22 protein-coding genes, 1 other RNA gene and 2 pseudogenes are annotated in these 20,100 nt (G+C 43.6%); 18 read left to right on the top strand and 7 right to left on the bottom strand.

Annotated elements, in window-relative coordinates; genetic code table 11:
- Positions 1-97 precede the first annotated feature (97 nt).
- From secG to ssrA, 10 genes are all read left to right on the top strand, one after another.
- Positions 98-328 (top strand): preprotein translocase subunit SecG, encoded by a 231-nt coding sequence (gene secG / locus K7399_RS02220; RefSeq protein WP_028975918.1) that lies wholly within the window; start codon positions 98-100, stop codon positions 326-328.
- Positions 329-551: 223 nt separating this feature from the next.
- The gene (locus K7399_RS02225) at positions 552-1,304 is read left to right on the top strand and encodes an alpha/beta hydrolase (protein ID WP_028975917.1); all 753 of its coding nucleotides are present in this window, start codon (positions 552-554) and stop codon (positions 1,302-1,304) included.
- 19 nt (positions 1,305-1,323) lie between these two features.
- Positions 1,324-3,672, top strand: coding sequence for a ribonuclease R (gene rnr, locus K7399_RS02230; RefSeq protein WP_028975916.1), 2,349 nt, complete (start codon positions 1,324-1,326; stop codon positions 3,670-3,672).
- Positions 3,673-4,266: 594 nt separating this feature from the next.
- Positions 4,267-5,691 (top strand): PTS system trehalose-specific EIIBC component, encoded by a 1,425-nt coding sequence (gene treP / locus K7399_RS02235; RefSeq protein WP_028975915.1) that lies wholly within the window; start codon positions 4,267-4,269, stop codon positions 5,689-5,691.
- 45 nt (positions 5,692-5,736) lie between these two features.
- Positions 5,737-7,416 carry an alpha,alpha-phosphotrehalase gene (gene treC / locus K7399_RS02240; RefSeq protein WP_028975914.1) on the top strand — a complete coding sequence of 560 codons (1,680 nt, stop codon included), beginning with the start codon at positions 5,737-5,739 and terminating at the stop codon, positions 7,414-7,416.
- A gap of 190 nt (positions 7,417-7,606) precedes the next feature.
- Positions 7,607-8,326, top strand: a complete 720-nt coding sequence (gene treR, locus K7399_RS02245) for a trehalose operon repressor (protein WP_028975913.1) — start codon at positions 7,607-7,609, stop codon at positions 8,324-8,326.
- A gap of 13 nt (positions 8,327-8,339) precedes the next feature.
- Entirely contained in the window at positions 8,340-9,209 is an 870-nt protein-coding gene (locus tag K7399_RS02250; protein WP_028975912.1) for a Cof-type HAD-IIB family hydrolase, read from the top strand.
- Complete coding sequence (locus tag K7399_RS02255) at positions 9,206-9,388, top strand: hypothetical protein (RefSeq protein WP_028975911.1); 183 nt, start codon at positions 9,206-9,208, stop codon at positions 9,386-9,388. Before K7399_RS02250 ends, K7399_RS02255 begins: the two co-directional genes overlap by 4 nt.
- Before the next feature lie 85 nt (positions 9,389-9,473).
- Positions 9,474-9,941: an SsrA-binding protein SmpB gene (gene smpB, locus K7399_RS02260; RefSeq protein WP_028975910.1), complete on the top strand. Its 468-nt coding sequence runs from the start codon at positions 9,474-9,476 to the stop codon at positions 9,939-9,941.
- Between the two features lie 98 nt (positions 9,942-10,039).
- Positions 10,040-10,397, top strand: a transfer-messenger RNA (tmRNA) gene (ssrA, locus tag K7399_RS02265).
- Positions 10,398-10,520: 123 nt separating this feature from the next.
- Here ssrA and K7399_RS02270 read toward each other — a convergent pair.
- The gene (locus K7399_RS02270; RefSeq protein WP_152540341.1) at positions 10,521-11,372 is read right to left on the bottom strand and encodes a site-specific integrase; all 852 of its coding nucleotides are present in this window, start codon (positions 11,370-11,372) and stop codon (positions 10,521-10,523) included.
- A gap of 13 nt (positions 11,373-11,385) precedes the next feature.
- Between K7399_RS02270 and K7399_RS02275 the strand changes: the two are divergent.
- From K7399_RS02275 to K7399_RS02285, 3 genes and pseudogenes are all read left to right on the top strand, one after another.
- Positions 11,386-11,541 (top strand): annotated as a pseudogene (locus tag K7399_RS02275) (IS3 family transposase); the annotation flags it as partial.
- 98 nt (positions 11,542-11,639) lie between these two features.
- Positions 11,640-12,170: a hypothetical protein gene (locus tag K7399_RS02280; RefSeq protein WP_010027510.1), complete on the top strand. Its 531-nt coding sequence runs from the start codon at positions 11,640-11,642 to the stop codon at positions 12,168-12,170.
- A 259-nt stretch (positions 12,171-12,429) separates the two neighbouring features.
- Entirely contained in the window at positions 12,430-12,921 is a 492-nt protein-coding gene (locus K7399_RS02285; protein ID WP_028975909.1) for a hypothetical protein, read from the top strand.
- A gap of 526 nt (positions 12,922-13,447) precedes the next feature.
- Here K7399_RS02285 and K7399_RS02290 read toward each other — a convergent pair.
- From K7399_RS02290 to K7399_RS02310, 5 genes and pseudogenes are all read right to left on the bottom strand, one after another.
- On the bottom strand, positions 13,448-13,648 hold the full coding sequence (locus tag K7399_RS02290) for a hypothetical protein (protein ID WP_028977442.1): 201 nt from the start codon (positions 13,646-13,648) through the stop codon (positions 13,448-13,450).
- A gap of 646 nt (positions 13,649-14,294) precedes the next feature.
- Entirely contained in the window at positions 14,295-14,546 is a 252-nt protein-coding gene (locus tag K7399_RS02295) for a DUF4236 domain-containing protein (RefSeq protein ID WP_028977821.1), read from the bottom strand.
- 47 nt (positions 14,547-14,593) lie between these two features.
- Positions 14,594-14,773, bottom strand: a complete 180-nt coding sequence (locus tag K7399_RS02300; protein WP_028977822.1) for a hypothetical protein — start codon at positions 14,771-14,773, stop codon at positions 14,594-14,596.
- 190 nt (positions 14,774-14,963) lie between these two features.
- A pseudogene (locus K7399_RS02305) lies at positions 14,964-15,847 on the bottom strand (IS30 family transposase); the annotation flags it as partial.
- Positions 15,848-16,041: 194 nt separating this feature from the next.
- Positions 16,042-16,179 carry an integrase core domain-containing protein gene (locus K7399_RS02310; RefSeq protein WP_414625730.1) on the bottom strand — a complete coding sequence of 46 codons (138 nt, stop codon included), beginning with the start codon at positions 16,177-16,179 and terminating at the stop codon, positions 16,042-16,044.
- On the opposite strand from K7399_RS02310, the gene K7399_RS02315 reads away from it, so the two are divergent.
- The 4 genes from K7399_RS02315 to K7399_RS02330 all read left to right on the top strand — a co-directional run bounded on the left by K7399_RS02315 (position 16,149) and on the right by K7399_RS02330 (position 18,297).
- Positions 16,149-16,358 carry a hypothetical protein gene (locus K7399_RS02315; protein WP_028977826.1) on the top strand — a complete coding sequence of 70 codons (210 nt, stop codon included), beginning with the start codon at positions 16,149-16,151 and terminating at the stop codon, positions 16,356-16,358. The two genes, K7399_RS02310 and K7399_RS02315, sit on opposite strands and share 31 nt — an antisense overlap.
- A gap of 198 nt (positions 16,359-16,556) precedes the next feature.
- Positions 16,557-16,880 (top strand): DMT family transporter, encoded by a 324-nt coding sequence (locus K7399_RS02320; protein WP_028977825.1) that lies wholly within the window; start codon positions 16,557-16,559, stop codon positions 16,878-16,880.
- 475 nt (positions 16,881-17,355) lie between these two features.
- Positions 17,356-17,934 carry a hypothetical protein gene (locus K7399_RS02325; RefSeq protein ID WP_028977824.1) on the top strand — a complete coding sequence of 193 codons (579 nt, stop codon included), beginning with the start codon at positions 17,356-17,358 and terminating at the stop codon, positions 17,932-17,934.
- Positions 17,935-17,958: 24 nt separating this feature from the next.
- On the top strand, positions 17,959-18,297 hold the full coding sequence (locus K7399_RS02330) for a hypothetical protein (RefSeq protein ID WP_028977823.1): 339 nt from the start codon (positions 17,959-17,961) through the stop codon (positions 18,295-18,297).
- A gap of 712 nt (positions 18,298-19,009) precedes the next feature.
- On the opposite strand, the gene K7399_RS02335 is transcribed toward K7399_RS02330, so the two are convergent.
- Positions 19,010-19,210, bottom strand: coding sequence for a hypothetical protein (locus K7399_RS02335; protein ID WP_028977442.1), 201 nt, complete (start codon positions 19,208-19,210; stop codon positions 19,010-19,012).
- Between the two features lie 618 nt (positions 19,211-19,828).
- Between K7399_RS02335 and K7399_RS02340 the strand changes: the two genes are divergently transcribed.
- Positions 19,829-20,098: a hypothetical protein gene (locus tag K7399_RS02340; RefSeq protein WP_028975965.1), complete on the top strand. Its 270-nt coding sequence runs from the start codon at positions 19,829-19,831 to the stop codon at positions 20,096-20,098.
- Positions 20,099-20,100: the final 2 nt, after the last annotated feature.

A 20,100-nucleotide genomic window follows, 5' to 3' on the forward strand; every position in this document is an offset into this window, starting at 1 on the left:
ACAAACAGGCAGCCTTGGTTGCTCTTCATGAGCGTGTATGGTAAAGTAAAATTAATTGTTGCGTGAACGTTGAGTTGAAGATGAGGGGTATAAATCGATGCATACATTTTTGATAACTTTAATGATTATTTCAGGTATCCTTTTAATTGCACTCGTTTTGGTACAGCGCAGTCAAGGCGATGGACTGTCTGAAGCGATTACCGGCGGCGCCGAGCAGTTATTCAGCAAACAAAAAGCAAGGGGAATTGAGGTCGGGCTTAAACGGCTGACAATCTTATTCGCCATTGTTTTCTTTGCATGCGCTTTTGTACTCGGTTACTATTTGTAATGAATGCTTAGATGTGAAACCGGAGCGAAAACTCCGGTTTTTGATTTATCTTGTACGGAAGCGCTCTCGATGCAATGAAGCTTGTTGGCAACGGTTTTGATGGTTCTGCTCGATTCTTTTAGACCTAGCTAAGGATATAGCGTATAATATAGTTTGGAAGAAGATACCTATTCCTGTTAAAAGCAACCGGCAAAAGACCGGCTTTTTGAATGGGGGCTGAGGGATGGTGCAATTAAAGCGCCCAAAACCATTTTTCCTTGAATCCGGATCGCGCGCTGTACTGCTTCTGCATGGATTCACCGGCAATTCTGTTGATGTTCGACGGCTGGGGCAGTATTTGAATAAACGCGGCTACACCTGCTTTGCTCCGATTTATGCGGGACATGGCGGGCCGCCTGAAGCACTTCTTAAAACAGGTCCAAATGCTTGGTGGCACGATGTGGAGCAGGCGATGGAGCTGCTGAAGAAAAACGGATATACTGAGATTGCCGTGTGCGGACTGTCACTTGGTGGGGTATTTTCACTCAAATGTGGATACACTTTTCCAGTGAAGGGGATTATTCCAATGTGTGCGCCGGCGTATCCGGCTGAATCGGAACGGTTGATTGCCGGAGCTGCTTCTTACGCGCGTACGTATAAGCAGTATCAAGGAAAAAGCGAAGTGGCGCTCACGGCGGAGCTGAACCGTTTTAAACGCGACATTCCTGATGTGCTGACGCGTTTAGGTGTATGCGTTGACGAGGTAGCTGCGCATTGTCATCAGATAAAGGTCCCGGCAATGATCGTTCAGGCGCGTAACGATGAAATGATTGATCCACGCAGTGCAAACTTTATTTATGACACCATTCAATCAAGGCATAAGCAGTTAAAATGGTACGAAAATTCAACACATGTGATTACGTTAGGAACAGAAAAAGAACGATTGCACCAGGATATCGATGCGTTTCTTGAAAGCCTGGATTGGTCTGTTTCCTAAGAATAGGGAGGTTAACGACATGGCGGAAGAACGCATTCAGAAAATCCTGAATTATATGCGAGAAGAAACTTACCGGCCGATGACATTAAAAGAACTTGAGGAAGCCTTTGGCGCAAGCGAACCGCAAACGTTCACAGACTTTGTCAAAACAATGAACGACTTGGAAGAACAGGGACTGGTGATCCGTACTCGTGCGGATCGTTATGGTCTCCCTGAAAAAATGAACTTGATGAAAGGCCGCGTTCAAGCGCATGCAAAGGGGTTTGCTTTTATTATCCCTGAAGATGACAAACTCGATGACGTGTTTGTCAGTCCGAACGACCTTGCAGGAGCGATGAACGGCGATACTGTGGTTATCCGCGTGACCCACAAAACAACAGGGGAACGTCCTGAGGGAACCGTCATCCGTATTCTTGAGCGGGCGGTTACCAAAGTTGTCGGTACATTCAATGCAGGCCGCCACTTCGGTTTTGTCATTCCCGATGATAACCGGATTAACGGAGATATTTTTATTCCGGAAAATGCGGAACACGGGGCAATGGAAGGGCATAAAGTTGTTGCTGAAATCACTAAGTATCCGGAGGGGCGCAAGAATGCGGAAGGGATGATCACGCAAATTCTCGGACATAAGAATGATCCGGGCATCGATATTTTATCCATCATTTATAAACATGATCTGCCGCTTGAATACCCACCGGAAGTGTTAGCTGAAGCCGAGGCAATCCCGGGCGAACTTTCGGAGAAAGATTACGAAGGCCGCCGCGATCTGCGCGGAGAAACGATTGTCACCATTGATGGTGAAGATTCGAAGGATTTGGATGATGCGGTTACCGTTTCACGGCTTGACAATGGCAATTACAAATTAGGCGTACATATCGCGGATGTCAGCTACTATGTAACCGAAGGATCGGCATTGGATGCAGAAGCCTATGAACGCGGCACCAGTGTCTATCTTGTCGATCGCGTCATCCCAATGATTCCGCATCGTTTGTCCAATGGTATTTGCAGCTTGAATCCGCATGTTGACCGACTGACCATCAGCTGCGAGATGGAAATCAATCCTCAAGGGGTTGTGGTTGGTCACGAAATCTTCCCAAGTGTGATTCGTTCAACCGAACGGATGACCTATAATAATGTGCGGAAGATCTTGAAGCGTGAAGATGATGAAGTGCTTGAACGTTACAAAGATATGATCCCGTTCTTTGATCTGATGGCTGAATTGGCGGGCATTTTAGAGAAGCACCGTCAAGAACGCGGCGCGATCGATTTTGATTTTACCGAAGCGAAAATCATTGTCGATGAACAAGGCAAGCCGGTTGATGTCGTCATCCGTGAGCGGACAGTCGCAGAGCGTTTGATCGAATCCTTCATGCTGGCGGCTAATGAAACGGTTGCCGAACATGTAGATAAATTACGCCTGCCGTTTATCTATCGTGTCCATGAAGAACCCAACTCAGAAAAACTGGAGAAGTTCTTTGACTTCGTTGTGAACTTCGGTTATGTACTCCATGGTTCACCGGATAATGTTCATCCGCGTACCTTGCAATCCTTGCTTGAAAAAGCGAAGGGTCAGCCGGAGGAAGCGGTGATCAGTACGGTGATGCTGCGTTCGATGGCCAAAGCGAAATATGATGACAAGTGTTTGGGACACTTCGGTCTTTCCACGGAGTACTACACACACTTCACCTCACCGATTCGCCGCTACCCGGACTTGACCGTACACCGGCTCCTGCGCAAATATCTGTTTGAGAAAAAAACGGATCAGAAAACGCAGGAATTCTGGAAATCAAAAATGCCTGAAATCGCAAAGCATACGTCGGAATGCGAGCAACGGGCGGTTGAAGCAGAGCGTGATACCGATGATCTGAAGAAGGCTGAATTTATGCAGGACAAAGTCGGCGAAACCTTCTCCGGTGTTGTCAGCGGAGTCACCAACTTCGGCTTGTTTGTTGAGTTGTCGAATACAATTGAAGGTTTGGTCCACATCAGCTATCTCACCGACGACTACTATCACTACAGTGAAGAAAATATGGCGCTCGTCGGCGAACGAACCGGGCACCTGTTCCGGATCGGCGATGAAATCGAAGTCCGCGTGCTCAACGTCAACCTGGATGAACATGCCGTTGACTTTGAGGTTGTGGGGATGAAACCGCAAAAACCGCGGCAACGCAAATCACGGCCGACCATTATCCAAGGCAAAACCGGACCGCAAAATGGCGGAAAGAAACGCTTTGGTGATCGTAATGGCAATAAATCCACGAATTCCAGAGGCGGCGGAAACCGTAACCGAAACGGCAATCGTCGTGGCGGAAACAACCACGGCGGCAGCAACCGTTCCTTTTCAAACAATCAAGGCAAAAATGAATAGAACGAGCTACACACACCTCGGCAAAACGGGTCCAATCCGTTTCGACGAGGTTTTTTTTTACAGGATAAGAGCGTATACGATTTTGCCCTGTCTTCAAACCAATAGCCCAGTGTCTTGACCGAGAATCAAAGCGCAGATGCTCTGGCGCCTGCGGAGCGTCTCTGTTGATCGCAGGCCAAAGGAGCCCCCCGCAGATAAAGTATGTCTGAGGGGGCTCCTGGACTGCCCGCGGCAAGCGAGCAATCGGAGCGTACACAAAAGGATACTTTAAGGACCAAGCATCGCGTGATTTAGGAAAACGCCTTCACATGGAAGCAGCTTTCTTTTTCCGTGTTTATTTTATTCGGCGACAAGGTACAAGGGAGGTGTAAGTATAACTAAGAGACGAGTATTCATCTATACAACAATTAATAAATATACAATTTGACTATACAAATATAAATGTAAGCGCTATAATAACAACTGTACTTATTAATGGACGGTCATCATTGCGTGTGCAGCGGCCGTGCACATGCATGTGATCCGAATGATTCAATATGCACTAATGAAAGCGCAATCTTTTTTTGAAACATCAATTATTGGGAGTGGATCGAAATGGCAGCGATCAATGAATCATCGGTCAAACAAATGATTGATTCGGTTGGCGGCGCTGAAAATATTAATGCCGCAACACACTGCGTTACACGTCTTCGCTTGATCCTAAATGATGAAGGCAAGGTCGATAAAGAAAAATTAAATGCTATTGATCTGGTTAAAGGATCGTTCTCAGCCAACGGTCAATTTCAGATCGTGATTGGAAATGGGACGGTTGATAAGGTTTATGACCTTTTCGTTCGTCTGACAGGGATTGGTGAGGCAACGAAACAGGAAGTCAAAGATGCCGCAGCAGAAAAAATGAATCCGCTGCAGAAGGGGATTAAAACCTTAGCGGATATTTTCATTCCAATCCTGCCGGCCATTGTTACCGCCGGTTTACTGATGGGCATTAACAACATTCTTGCCAATCCGGGAATATTCTTCGAAAAATCGGTGGTGCAAGCGTATCCGCAATGGAAAGATTTTGCGGACATTATCCTTGTCATTGCTAACACTGCTTTCGTCTTCCTGCCGGCGCTGATCGGTTGGTCGGCGGTTAAGAAATTCGGCGGCAATCCACTGCTCGGCATTGTACTTGGTCTGGTGCTTGTGCATCCGTCGCTGCTCAATGCATACAGCTTAGCGGATGCCCAGAACAAAGGCACGGTGCCGATCTGGGATCTGTTCGGTCTGCACATTGACAAGGTTGGCTATCAAGGCCAAGTACTCCCTGTTCTTGTTGCGTCCTACGTATTGGCGAAGCTTGAACTGTTTTTGAAAAAACATGTCTACGATTCGATTCAGCTGCTTGTCGTCGCACCGGTTTCACTTCTGGTTACCGGGCTGCTTTCTTTTACCATTATCGGACCGGTGACCCTGACGCTGGCAAACTGGATCACAGCAGGAATTGTTGCGTTATTTCACTTCGCACCGATTGTCGGCGGACTGGTTTATGGCTTCTTCTACGGGGTCTTGGTCATCACCGGGATGCATCAGATTTTCCTTGCCGTCGATCTGCAGCTAATCGGCAGCACCGGCTCTACGTTCCTTTGGCCGATGCTCGCATTATCAAATATCGCACAAGGGGCAGCGGCCTTTGCAATGTTCTTAATTGCACGCGACGCAAAACTCAAAGGCTTGGCAATGACCTCGTCCATCTCTGCATGGCTTGGAATTACAGAACCGGCGATGTTCGGGGTCAATCTCCGATTCCGCTATCCGTTCTTGGCAGCGATCACGAGTTCCGGTATTGCCGGAGCATTTATCACCTTATTCGGTGTCAAAGCAACATCAATTGGTATCGGCGGGTTGCCCGGTTTTCTGTCGATCATTCCGAACTACTGGGGCGTGTTCTTCATCGGCATGCTGATCGTGTTAATCCTGCCGTTTGTACTAACTTATCTTTTCGCGAAATTCAGTAAGAAATCAATTGACGAAGGGTAAAAACAGAGACAAGGTGTAAAGAAAAAAAGATTGGGTGTGACACAAATGCATCACGATTGGTGGAAATCAGCGACCGTTTACCAGATCTATCCGAAGAGCTTCAACGACACAAATGGAGATGGCATTGGCGATATTAACGGGATTATTGAAAAGCTCGACTATATCAAAACACTAGGCGCGGATGTGCTTTGGCTGACGCCAATGTACCGTTCGCCGCAGAACGATAATGGCTATGATATTAGCGACTACTACCGTCTGCAGCCGGAATTCGGAACCATGGACGATTTACGCCGCCTCTTCAATGAAGCGCATAAACGCAACTTAAAAATTGTCATGGACATTGTGGTGAATCATACGTCAACCGCGCACCATTGGTTTCAAGAAGCGCTCAAGGGCAAAAACAATCCTTATCGCGATTATTACATTTGGCGCGATCCGGGAGAAAACGGCGGGGCACCAAACAACTGGCAGTCTAAATTCGGCGGATCGGCGTGGGCATACGATGTGAAAAGCAATCAGTATTATTTACATCTATATGACGTCAGTCAGGCGGATTTAAACTGGGAAAATAAACACGTTCGCGATGAAGTGTATAAAATGATGAACTTCTGGCTCGATCAGGGCAGCGATGGCTTTCGGCTTGATGTTATCAATAACATTTCAAAGGATCAACGCTTTCCGGATGATCATGATCCGAGTTCACCCGGAGACGGGCGGCCCTTTTACACAGATGGTCCGCGTGTGCATGATTATCTGCACGAAATGAATCAACAGGTGTTCCGCAAACGTGCGGAAACACTGACCGTTGGCGAGATGTCCTCAACAACAATTGACAACTGCATTCGCTATACAAATCCAAAGTATGAAGAGCTGAGTATGGTTTTTACCTTCCATCACTTAAAGGTCGACTACCCGAACGGCCAGAAATGGGTACTTGGCACGCTGCATCTCCCGGATTTGAAAAAGGTCATGGCTGACTGGCAGAAAGGCATGCATGATGGCGGCGGCTGGAATGCACTTTTCTGGTGCAATCATGATCAGCCGCGGATTGTCTCTCGTTTTGGCGATGAAGGGGAATATCGGGTTATATCGGCGAAAATGCTGGCGACTACGCTCCACCTGATGCAGGGAACACCTTATGTCTATCAAGGTGAAGAACTTGGCATGACCAATCCGAATTTCAGCTCGCTTGATCAATACCGTGATATTGAAACGCTGAATGCCTACAAACTGCTGAAAAAGCAAGGAAAATCTGAAGCAGAAATCATGGCGGTTCTCCAGCAAAAATCACGTGATAACGGTCGGACGCCGATGCAGTGGGAAGCAGGGAAAAATGGCGGATTTACTACAGGTACACCGTGGATTCCGCTTGCGACCAATGCGCAAACGGTTAACGCTGCGCTTGCGCTTGAAGATCCAGATTCTGTTTTTCATTATTACCGAAAATTAATCGGATTGCGAAAAGAATTTTCTGTGATTCGGGACGGCGATTTTGAGCTGATTGCCCCGGAACATCCGGACATTTTCGCGTATGTGCGCAGCAGTGGCGGGAAGCAGCTGCTTGTGGTCAGCAACTTCACCAATCGTTCGGTTCCATTCTCAGTACCGAAGGCTTTCTTAAATGTGAAGCACACACTGCTGATTCATAACTATCCAGATGCTCTGCATTTTACCGCCTGCTTGCCGCTGCGTCCTTACGAGTCCGCAGCATACCTTCTGAATTGATTTGGAAAATTCACGAATTCGTCTGCATTGTGAGGGTTTTCATGGATCTGTTTTGGTATACTAAATAGTGTGAAATGAAAGATGGGGCCTGAAGTATGCCCTTTCTTTTTACTATTTTTTTATCCTTTACAGCAGAAAGGCAGTCGCGGACGAATCCATGCATGTTGCCGCTTTAAGGAGCACGAACACGATGAGGAAAAGCAAATTTGTCTCGATTTATAATGACCTCAGCGAGAAAATACACCAAAAAAAGATTGATGCAGGGGCACTTTTGCCGACTGAAAATGAACTTTGCGCGCAATATCAAGCTTCTCGCGAAACGATCCGCAAGGCACTCGCGATGCTGTCACGCAACGGCTATATTCAAAAGGTTCAAGGAAAAGGGTCGATCGTTCTGGATGTCAGCAGGCAGAACTTTCCCATTTCCGGACTTACAAGTTTTCGTGAACTCGCGGCTCATTCAAAACGGCAATGGACGACCAACGTTCACCAGGTCGTTTTGTTAAAGCCTGATGAGCACTTGAAAATGGTGATGAATCTGCAGGATGGGCAGACGGTTTGGCAGGTCGTTCGTTCTCGATCAACGGAGGGTGAGTCCGTGATCTTAGATCGAGATTACTTAATTCAAGAGGTTGTGCCCCTGCTGACTGCGGATCAATGCGCGCATTCGCTGTATGATTATATTGAAAATGAATTGGGATTGAAAATCGGCTTTGCAAAAAAAGAAATTACCGTTGAACCGGCAAATGAGGACGACTATCATTATCTGACTATGCACGAGGGAACGCATGTTGTGGTTGTGCGCAGCCTCGTGTACCTTGAGAATGCACAATTGTTTCAGTATACCGAATCCAGGCACCGGGCGGATAAATTTCGCTTTGTCGATTTTGCACGCCGCGATCATATGTAAACAGGAGGATCCGATGATAAAACTATTGGCAATGGATATGGATGGAACGCTGCTGAACAGGCACCGTGAAATCAGTTGGGGAAATTTGAAAGCGCTGCGCTATGCGCACGCAAAAGGAGTGACGCTGGCAATTGCTTCCGGACGCGCCTTTTTTGATATTAGCAGTAAAATGCATGAAGTTGATGTGGAGGCGCATCTGGTCGGCGCCAATGGGGCGACGATCCATTCATCCGACGGCAAGTTGCTGGGTGCTGACTTCTTGGACCGCAACGAAGCGTTGGCGATTGTTCAGGAACTTGTCGCACAGCACTATTATATTGGTGTCTATTCAACACATCATATCTATGTTCCGGAACAGGGAACCGACTGGCTGCGCGATGAACTGCAGCACCTCGGCATTCATGAAGACCGATCCGTCGGTTTCCAAGGTGCAACACGTGACGATTTTTACCGCGCGGTTGACGATTGGAGCGTATTCAAGACGAATAACACTGAGTTCTCGAAAATTATCATCTTCTCCTATGACGACGCGAAACTGCAAAAAGCGCGTGAGATCTATGAAGGGAAGCATAAATACAGCATTGTCACCAGTGGTACAGGCAATTTTGAAATCATGCCGCCTAACGTATCCAAAGGCAACGCGCTCGATCATTTGGCTCATTATCTGGGTATCCCGCTTAGCGAGGTCATGGCAATTGGGGACAATTATAATGATCTTTCCATGTTTGATGTGGCCGGCGTATCGGTGGCGATGGGCAATGCCAATGACGAGATAAAGAACTATTGTGACCGCGTGACAACCGAATGCAATGAGGATGGCGTCGCACATGCAATTTATGAAGCGCTTGGCTATCCAAGCGACGAAAAGGGCGGTTTGCGATGAAAAAAGTCCTGTACTATGCCGGACTGTTTGTGGCCAGCTTTGTGGTTCAGTGGGTTTGGTACCATCAGTTTGCGGCTCAATTTAACAAAACACCACTGGATATGCTGCTGGCCTCTGTCGCATTTCTTGTCATTTTAATCTTGCTCGATCTTATATCACCACGCAGAATGCGCAGATGAACCAACACAAAGTGCGGGTACTTGCCCCGCGGGGCGTGTATCGCCTATAATGAACTAATGAACGTATGTTTGGCAGGTGTTGGTAATGGGAAAAGGCGAAAGCCGCGTCCTTGCGCAAAATCGCAAGGCGCGTCACGAATATTTTATTGAAGAAACAGTTGAGGCGGGACTTGTCCTGCAAGGAACGGAAATTAAAGCCATTCGCCGCGGCAAAGTGAATATCCAAGATGCATTCGCCCGCATCGAAAACGGCGAAGCCTTTGTTTATAATATGAACATCAGTCAATACGAACAAGGCAACCGGTACAACCATGATCCGCTGCGTACGCGCAAGCTGCTCTTGCACCGCAAGGAGATTAATAAGCTCCGGCCGGCCGCTGATCAAACGGGCTATGCACTTGTTCCGCTGAAAATTTATATCAAACACGGCTTTGCCAAAGTGCTCGTTGGACTCGGACGCGGTAAGAAAATGTACGATAAGCGCGAATCGATGAAAAAACGCAGTGCTCAGCGCGAAATGGCACGCGCATTTCGCAATAACCAAAAAGTGTAAGTTGAAAAGCAGCGGATCATCTGCTATAATTCAATTACTGTGTTAAGCACAATTACAGTTATGGATTTTCACCGCAAGTCCCGTTGCTTTTTTTAAACGGGGACGTTACGGATTCGACAGGGGCAGGTCGGGTTTAAGCGGCGAGCCGAGGGGGTCGGCCTCGTAAAAACGCCAAAGCCATAACTGGCAAAACGAATAACAACCTCGCTCTAGCTGCCTAATCAGCTTTAGCGGTCCCTCCCTCCATCGCCCATGTGGTAGGATCAGGGACTCACTCTAGTGGGATACGCCGGACGCCCGCATCCTGAGGGCCATGGAAGAGAATAATCGGGATAGCCTCGCGAAAGCCTGTCGGCAGGCCAACGCCGAGGTGAAACGCTAATATGCTGACTACGCTCGTAGAAACTTAAATTACGATGTCTTTGGACGTGGGTTCGACTCCCACCGTCTCCATTAATGGAGTGTCAGAGATGGTTGCATAAACCAAGTAAAAGAGCCTTAAACCGTTGATATGACGCGGTTTAAGGCTCTTTTTTGTTTTGACTTGATCGTCAATGAAAATCAACGAAAATCAAATCATTATGCGCTGATTTTGCGCATGGCATATAGATCATTTAATGCCAAATCGGTAGCTTCAGAATCGCGCTGTTCTAGCTCGTCAATAATATGTGAGTATGTATTCAGGGTTGTGATCACGCTCTTATGGCCAAGACGCCGAGAGATATATTTGATGTTGATCCCTTTGTAGAGCAGCATAGAAGCGTGCGTGTGGCGCAGAGAATGGAAGGTGATTGAATTAATTTCTATTTTCGTACATAAGCTTTTCAGGCACTTATTGACGGCTGTATTTGTCACTAAGTTCATTTGATCATTAACGAAGCACAGATTTGATTTATTTCTTAGCCCCGATTTGACAGCAGACTTTTTTTGAGATGACTTTAGATCATCGAGCCATTCACACGTTTGCTTGTCCAATCGGATGACTCGGATGGATGCTTTATTTTTTGTTGGTGCAAAAGTATTCGTATCTTGGTAATCCCATGTCTTGTCTATTTTTGCCGTTCGTTTTTTCGTATCAATGCAATCCCAAGTCATGCCTAATACTTCACTGAAGCGGCAGCCCGTTGCTAGTCCAAACAAGATCATGTAGCGGGAAATATAACGTGGCCTGAGATCACCCATCAATTCAGCAATCAGCTTCTGAGCGTCTTTGAAGTTAATGTATTTGAGACTTTCCTTCTTTTCTGCTACCTTTCCGATGGTCACTGCTTTATAAGTCGGATCCTTGAAAATCACGTCATCATTAATGGCGTCACGGAAACATGCACGCATGTAAATATTAAGTTTGCGTACGGAAGCAGTTGAATGATTTTTGGCGTATTTATTCAGTACTCGCTGATAGGCGAGTCGATCAATTTCTTTAATGGACATTCCTGCAAAGTGCACGGAGTTTTCGATTCAAGCAGGCAAAGTCTATCTCTCACCAATCATTGATTGCTTTGATGGGCAGATTACGAGCCGGTCTATCGGTTCAAGTTCGAACGCAGAGTTAGTCTCAACAATGCTTAAAGCAGCAGCTGAGACACTCAATGACAATGAAAACTAAATAAATTAATGAGTTAACTTTTTACAAGTTTAGAAAGTATGGTGGTGATCAAAATATAAATAAATATGTAATTTAGTAAAGGAGCGTGTAGTTTGAAAAACAAAAAGCTGATAATTATTTTGAGTCTCATCCTTATCATTTTTATTGTTTGTGGACTAACCTTTTTATTTTTAGAAAAAGGCCAAGAATCAAAGAATGATCCCTTAATTTGGTTTAGTACTGAAAAAGCAGCAATAAAAAGTGCTATAGAAGAACAAACTTCGGGTAATTCAATTTTATTAAAAGGAACAAACTACATTAATGGAAAAAAAGCAATTCCGGTCTATTTTAAAAACAAAAAGGATGGAGAAGGGTTTATCGTTATTGTTTTAGAAAAGAAGGGGGGAAAATATGCAACATTGTTAAATGGCTCTGGAGCGGCTGTAAGTGATCCGCCTGGTCTTTCTGAGGGACAAGAAGTTGTGCCTGGAATCATTTTCAAACTAGATAAAAAGCACAGATACATCCTCTACTTTGGTAAAAATAAGAATCACTCAAAATCAATTACTTTAAAGGGCAACAAAAAAATCGTTCCTTTATATGTGAATAACACTGATATTTATTATAGATTGGAGAGATATTAATGAGAGTTAAGTTTAGTAAACTTGTTATTACTGTTACTGTACTAACACTAGTGTTGGCTTCTTCGTTTGTTGGGGAAAAACTACTAGAGCCGCTTCTAATTCGAACAGTATCAAGTCAATAGAGCAAGACGATCAGAACACCCCAGCCTTTTATAAAGACAGCAACGATAAAGAAGTTGCTCCGTTTACGATTAGTGAAGATGGTTCCGTTCATTGGTTAAGTAAAAGTGAATATCAGGAAGCAAAAAACGGAGAAAATTTGGATAGTCTTGGAACGCCAAACGATGATAATAATTCAATTATAGGGAAATTTCGTCCGTTAGAGTCACCATTCCAAGGCTCATTTTACAAGCAAACATCTGCTTCAAATTATACAGGTGATCCTATAACTGTCGCTAACGGATTACGGGGACCAGGAACGATATCTTATTCGAAAATTTGGGAAACCACTATTGATGTTACCTTTGGAGTTGAATTATCATCAGCAGAAAAATCAGCTGTGAAATCTGGGGCGTCTATAACTCTCCAAAAGTTGACAAGTACAGCATGTGAATATTCTTTTCACGTTCCTAGTGGCTATATTGGTTGGGTTGCTTTTGTTCCGTATAAGCATAAATCCATTGGCACTGTTACAACTTACTATACGGGTAAAACTGTGACTAAGCATGTACTGCTCGTGCTGCTCGGAAAAGCGGTTCACACGCCTATGGGTATTACGAATGAATTAAGCAAAAAAAGTAAAAAGTTTTAATTAAAGCTTTCCAAAATCAATCAAATAAGTTCCTGAAGCAGTGAACTGTAGCATGAAAATACTTATCTCATCTAGTGAGGATAGGTATTTTTTGCGTTAAGTCTACCAAGATTATATGATATAATTACAGTCAGGCAATAGATGAAGCATATGAGCGGATGCGGTGACACCCTCAAGAAAGGGGGTGGCGCCAATGACAGTATTTCAAGCTTTAAGTCTCATGGATTAGTTTCGGGGTATTGATCTTGATGCTGTCAAATAGAAAAAAATAATCCGTCTCATATGCCATTGCACTGGCTGAAACGGATCGAGTAGAAACTATTCGGCTGTGAGATGCACTGCTCCGCTCTTATTGCGGATATTGCCCTACCGTCAGTGTTCATGCACTGGCGGTTTTATTCTACATCTCTTATGTCTATATTATACACAAAAATTCCTGATTGATGCAAAAATTTATAATCAAAATCGTAGCACTGGCCAGTGTTTTTGTTATTTATCCGTCATCCTCGTTTGTCTCGAGTAGGAGTTATGATTGAGCTTCCTCCTTTAACTGCCTGCGTCTTTCAGCAATCAATTTTTCGAGTTCGTCGAGATCGTCAGGAGCGGCGTCGAGACGAATAAAGGATTTTGCTGTTGACTTTTTAGACATGTACCGTTTACGTTCCCGATTCTTGGCTTCCCAATTTCGAGACGCTTTTATTTGAGCATCACTGGTTTTCTTTTCCATAGTATCACCAGTCCTTTTTAAATAATTTGAGCAGAAACAGAATAAGCCATACACAAACAGCAATCAAGCCAATTATTTTAAGAATGGTCAAGTGTGAGAAATCAACATCAGATAGCCAGGACAGAAATAAAATAAGGAACAAAACATCTACAGTTTTAAGTTTTTTCATGATAAAAAGTGGTTATGATATAATAAATGAGTGGGGGATTGCTCCCCCGGTAAAAATCATCTTCGTCGCTTCTTTTTTCGAGGCTTCCGATGATCTTTGATGAGATAATAGGCACCGATTATCGCGGCCAGCGTTGTTACGGTACTTCTTATCTCATCAATTATTTTATCAACCACTTTCTCACCTCCGTCCATATTTCTATTATGACACATGTGTTATAATAATCAACGGTTTTCAAAACTTCTTTATAAAAAAATCTCATACTTAAGTATGAGAAAGAAGACTAATCGGGAAATGAAAATGCTCTTACTTCATTCGTATGATAATCAAAATAGGCGATTTCTTTATGTCCGTGTTTATCCGTTATTTGAACTCCGTGGGGCCATGCAGAAGGCATTTCGGGGTCTGTGTCTAGAGCTTTCATAACACAGCTGGACAGGTCATAATGCCGTTTTACATATTTACTCACCATTTTATCTATTTTAGCACTCGATGGCTGATACCTAATCGGTTCTTGCTGTTGACGGATTGACGTCCACTTGAAATAGTTTTTCGGTATCGGAAACCGCCTTTACCAAAAGATACTTGCTTTTTATGGTCATTGATTCCGTAATTTATTTTTACACCGGGTGGGCCAAATGAAAGGGACCAGCCGCGGCCGCTACTGTAATTCAGGTAAAGCAGGTTCTTGATAATTGGAATTCGCTTGTTGTAATGCAATCTAGCCATATGATCGCCTCTTTATATAGAAAGAACAATTTTCTTTATCTTACCATTTAAGACCGTTCAGCAAGCCAAACGTTTTGTTTTTCAAGCCGTTCGATCTCATTAGTGACCGCCCAATAAACATGTCGATCAGCGAAACTGTATCGGTGCTCTTCTTCGTATTTTCTAAGAGCGACAAGAGCACGATTATTTTCTTCGATCATTGCTTCAGATGCATTCCAATTTTTCATAAGATTTCCCTCCGTTAATAAATGAGGGCAAAATAAGGGCAAGTGCGTTTTATAGCTCGAAAATTATGTATTAAAGCGGCATTTTTTGAGATGAGTTACACGCCCACCGTCTCCATATTTACCATCCGATACTAGATGGTGGAGCACCCGAAAATCCCTTTGTAGAGGGATTTTTTAATACCTTGAATTGTCAAACTAAGTGCAACGCCTGATTATAAAAGACCTCAAAAGGAGTCTTCAGCCCAAACATTTGCGAGGTCGGTGATTTAATTCGTTCACAGCATGTGCGATGGACGCATCGCTGTCCTGGCGAAAGTCATGTCCTTTAGGGAAATATTCTCTTAGTAGTCCATTAGTGTTTTCGTTACTTCCTCGCTGCCAAGGCGCGTGTGGATTGGGAAAATAAAAAGTCATGCCGCATGCCTTAGCGACTTGGTCATACCAAGCAAATTCTTTGCCACGATCGGGAGTTACGGTCAGCCGCTGATGTCGAGGCAATGGGGAGAACAGTTCAATTAATTTCTCTTTCACGCATTTAGCGGTTTTCTTCGCGGCCTTTGCGGCAATGAGTAAGCGTGTCTTTCGATCAACAAGGGTTACCAGGCATTCGGATCCAATTTTTCCAACGACCGTATCTGCTTCCCAGTGGCCAATGACGCGACGTTCATTAGCCTCAGTCGGTCGTTCATCAATGGAATGACTGTAGTTGATTTTGCCACGACGTTCTTCATAACCTTTGCCGTGGCGTGATTTCCCTCGGTGTCGCAGGCGACGAGCAATCCCGCGTTGCCCAGGTTGATGATTAGGCTCATCCAGAAGATGCGCTTCAATCCCACGATAGATGGTCGTATAACTGATCTTCCAAGGAGAATGATCCTGTTTAAGCCGCTGATCGATCTGTTCGGGAGACCACTGGTGATCAAGAATAAGCCGCTGAATCAAGTCGTGAAGTTCCGGATTAGCCAGTAGAGGTTGGCGGCAACATCCTTCGCGTCGTGCATGGTACTTTTCCTCGGCCTGTACGGACGAGTAAGTACCATCACCCTGTTGATTTCGTTTCAATTCACGACTGATTAAAGTGGACCCCATTGTCAAGACACATATTTGAAAAATTTAAGGTGGGTATTTGATGGCCTTCCCCATCCTAACCTTGAGCCCTGTTTCCTTTGGGGTTCTGTCCAGGGCGACCGCAGGGAGGGCGTAGCCGATACCCCTTGACAGGTTCTCAAAGGAAACAGACACTTTCTCAAGGATGGGGAGGGACGCACCTACCCCTGATGATAAACAGAAACCGGTGTTTGATAGCCGAGCGACTGGTGTGGCCGTTCATGGTTATAAAGATTCAAATAATTGTTAATGCCTCTGCGAGCATCTCTTGGATTTACAAGCCAAGGACGCGACCGCACAGGCAATTGCAGACGTACTAAAGAAAAAAGGCTTAAAGAATGTCACGGCAGACGATGTCGCTGCAGCGATCGACGAAGCGAAGTCGAATGGCGAAGATACTGTGAAGGAACAGGCCGCATCTGCGCAGACGGCTACGGCAGCGGGTTGCAACGTCGTGCAGAGTCCTGTGCAGAAATAACATAGGTTTTACCGCCCGGCGAAAGTCGGGAATACATAATTATGATAAAATTAAGTCTGGTTAGAAATATAAAAAATTGCGTTAAAGTGATCATTTTGATTGATGCTTTTAAACGCTTTGTCATGGCTCGGGAGATTTTATGGAAAAGTTCTGCAAAATCTAATTTTCAAAATTAAACAATGCAGAGGAGATAGTTAAATGGGATATTTATTCTTAGTCTTGGCTATTGTTGGTGAGATAATAGGCACAAATTTATTGAAAATGTCTGCCGGTTTTAGTCGCCTGATACCTACTTTAGGTTCATTAGTATCTTACGGATTATCCTTTTACTTTTTATCCCTTACGTTAAAAAGCGTTGATTTGAACATTGCCTATGCTCTTTGGTCTGGGTTAGGAATTGTATTAACTAGTTTAATAGCGGTTATATACTGGAAGGAGCCCATTAATTTTTCGAGTATCTTAGGAATTGGGCTGATTTTAATTGGTGTGGTGGTCCTAAATCTACATGGCGCTAGTCATTGATAAACTAATGTTGGCACACATATAGTAATTATAATGCAAGAGCTGGGCTGGCGAGACAGTTAGAAATGGGGGGGATTGCGATTAGGCGGTTCCCCGTTTTCTTTTTGCATAAAAAATCCCACGCTTTCGCATGGGAATGGGGAAAGATTAGGTTATCTTGATATACCCTTTCTATAAACTATTAAACTTCCGTTTGGTTTTTTATTGCTGTAATGATTTACCACAGTAGCATACGCGATCGTGCGTGCTACCGCATAAAAATACGGGGTCACGCATGAAATGTGCGGTAATCATGCCTATGAATTGTATTATAATATATTTAATGAAAACATAACACAGACGCAGGAGAAATATTGCAATTATTTCATTTTGATTTGAAAAGGGGGAGTCTCTTCTTTCATAAAGGAAATAAATTATTTGTTAAATCATCGTAATTCAAAAACCAATAACCAGTAGTATAAGGAAGAAAATCAAAATGCCTCAAAAAATCTTATCCAATAAAATACTATTGTCATTCATGGCTACTATTTTGCTTTTATCTATAACACTTCCTACCACATCACACGCTGCCACTCCAAAATCGATAAAATCATTTGTGACACCTTCGCATGAATTAAATAAACAAAAATTTTCTTCTAATAATAAACCACTAATTGATTTTGATAATAATGAATTGCAATTTGATAATAACGGAAATCCAGTATTTACTCCAGAACAAGTTACTGCGATCAAAGAATATGCTAAACTACAAGGTTTGTCTGCTCCTTCTTCAACCCCAAGTGGATACGCTCCTCGAGTTGGCGGTACTAAAGTTGCTTACACAGTCGCTAAATGGATTGTTGGAAGTGTTCTAGGTAGAAAAGCAGCCGTTAGATTTGGTGAAGCCCTTAAACACATGGAAGGACCATTAAGAAAAGTAACAGCTGCTGAAGAAGGTGGTTTGAAAAAAATAGAAGACATTATATATGATGGACTTCGGGCAACTGGAATGCAAAAAAAGGCTTCAAGAACCCTAGCAGCCGGTATCAGAGGCACTTTGAGCTGGTTAGTTTAATAATAAAAGGTGGGTGAAAATGAAATGCCCTTTTCACGTTTTGACATAACACTTTCAAACAAAAAGAGTCAAGAAGCTCTAGAAGCAATTTTATATCAGTATAGAGACATCATTGATGACTTAAATGATGAATTGCAACAAATAAACCCGAATTATAATCCATCTGGGAGATATATTGTTGAGCTAGGACTATCTCAGGATGAATCAAGTGAGATTTATCAATACTTTGGTATAAACAGTAATAAAAGCGAAGAAGAAAGAGTCAAGTGGTTGAGTGATTGGCTGAAAAAAAACGTTCATGAATGTCAACCCGATTATGTTCTTCGAATGGTAAAAGCATTTACGGTAGATCTTGAAGATTGATTCAAAACAAACTGGTTTATTAGCTATAGCTTGGTAATTTGTTCCTCCCACTGTCTTAGTCTTACTGAGACGGACTTTTTTTGAAATGAACAAACCTTTAGACATATAAGCAGAAGGTGAGAAATGCCTTGGAACACAGTCGACGCCTGATGAATTATCGAACGAGATCGGAAAAAGTTTTAAAACGGCGGAAGGCTATTTAAAGAAATACTGTGCACAGCTTACTAAAATGAGATGAACGCAAAATACCCATCCACCCCCACAATGGACGGGTATTTTTATATTAAGTCTACCAAGCTTATATGATATAATTACAGACAGGCAATAGATGAAGCATATGAGCGGATGCGGTGACGCCCTCTGAAAGGGGGTGGAGCCTATGACAGTATACCAATCATTAACATTAATGATTAGTTTTGCAGTGCTAGTGCTGATGCTGTCAAATAAAAAGAAATAATCCGTCTCGTATGCCATTCACGGTGGCTAAGACGGATTACCCTCAATTTGTGTAATTTGTTCAAGCATCGTTCCGCTCTTATTGCGGATATTGCCATCCCGTCAGTGTTCATGCACTGGCGGTTTTATTCTACATTCCTTATGTCTACATTATACACAAAAATTCCTGATTGATGCAAAAATTTATAATCAAAATCCTAGCATTGGCCAGTGTTTTTGTTATTTATCCGTCATCCTCGTTTGTCTCGAGTAGGAGTTATGATTGAGCTTCCTCCTTTAACTGCCTGCGTCTTTCAGCAATCAATTTTTCGAGTTCGTCGAGATCGTCAGGAGCGGCGTCGAGACGAATAAAGGATTTTGCTGTTGACTTTTTAGACATGTACCGTTTACGTTCCCGATTCTTGGCTTCCCAATTTCGAGACGCTTTTATTTGAGCATCACTGGTTTTCTTTTCCATAGTATCACCAGTCCTTTTTAAATAATTTGAGCAGAAACAGAATAAGCCATACACAAACAGCAATCAAGCCAATTATTTTAAGAATGGTCAAGTGTGAGAAATCAACATCAGATAGCCAGGACAGAAATAAAATAAGGAACAAAACATCTACAGTTTTAAGTTTTTTCATGATAAAAAGTGGTTATGATATAATAAATGAGTGGGGGATTGCTCCCCCGGTAAAAATCATCTTCGTCGCTTCTTTTTTCGAGGCTTCCGATGATCTTTGATGAGATAATAGGCACCGATTATCGCGGCCAGCGTTGTTACGGTACTTCTTATCTCATCAATTATTTTATCAACCACTTGCTCATCGCTTCGTTCGCTGATTATTTGGCTGGATTATGTCTTCACATGGTAACATGGGCTAAGAAAATAAAGTTGTTTTTGTAAAAGATAATAAAACGCATTGCATTTGTGTTGCTCGAATTGTGCCGGATGTGAGAAACATGCGCGCTCTTTTTGCAGGATGCACGGATGCGCAGCATTCAACGGATGATAGGCAGATCCCGGTAAATGTTGTACTTGTTAAAGGTTTGAAGCATGGGGAAGTCAGCGGAATGCCGCTTTCTTTAAACGATGGCTTTGATTTGGACGACGTCAAAAAAGTTTTGGGGAGAGCCGGAGCGGCACATTGATCGTGAAGAGATTCAAAGCGATGTATATCGGAAAAATGGGCAGACCTTCCAGATCGATGACAACATTGAAACCGATGACTTTAAAGATCAGAAACGTTATAATTACAGCTTTGTCATCCATCTAAAGACAACGCGCGATCAGATCATTGAAGCAATGCACCTGTCGCCGAAAATAAACGGAAAACGCTTGCTTCAGTATCATTCATTATAACG

Source organism: Sporolactobacillus terrae (genome assembly GCF_019930545.1).
Taxonomy (GTDB): domain Bacteria; phylum Bacillota; class Bacilli; order Bacillales; family Sporolactobacillaceae; genus Sporolactobacillus; species Sporolactobacillus terrae.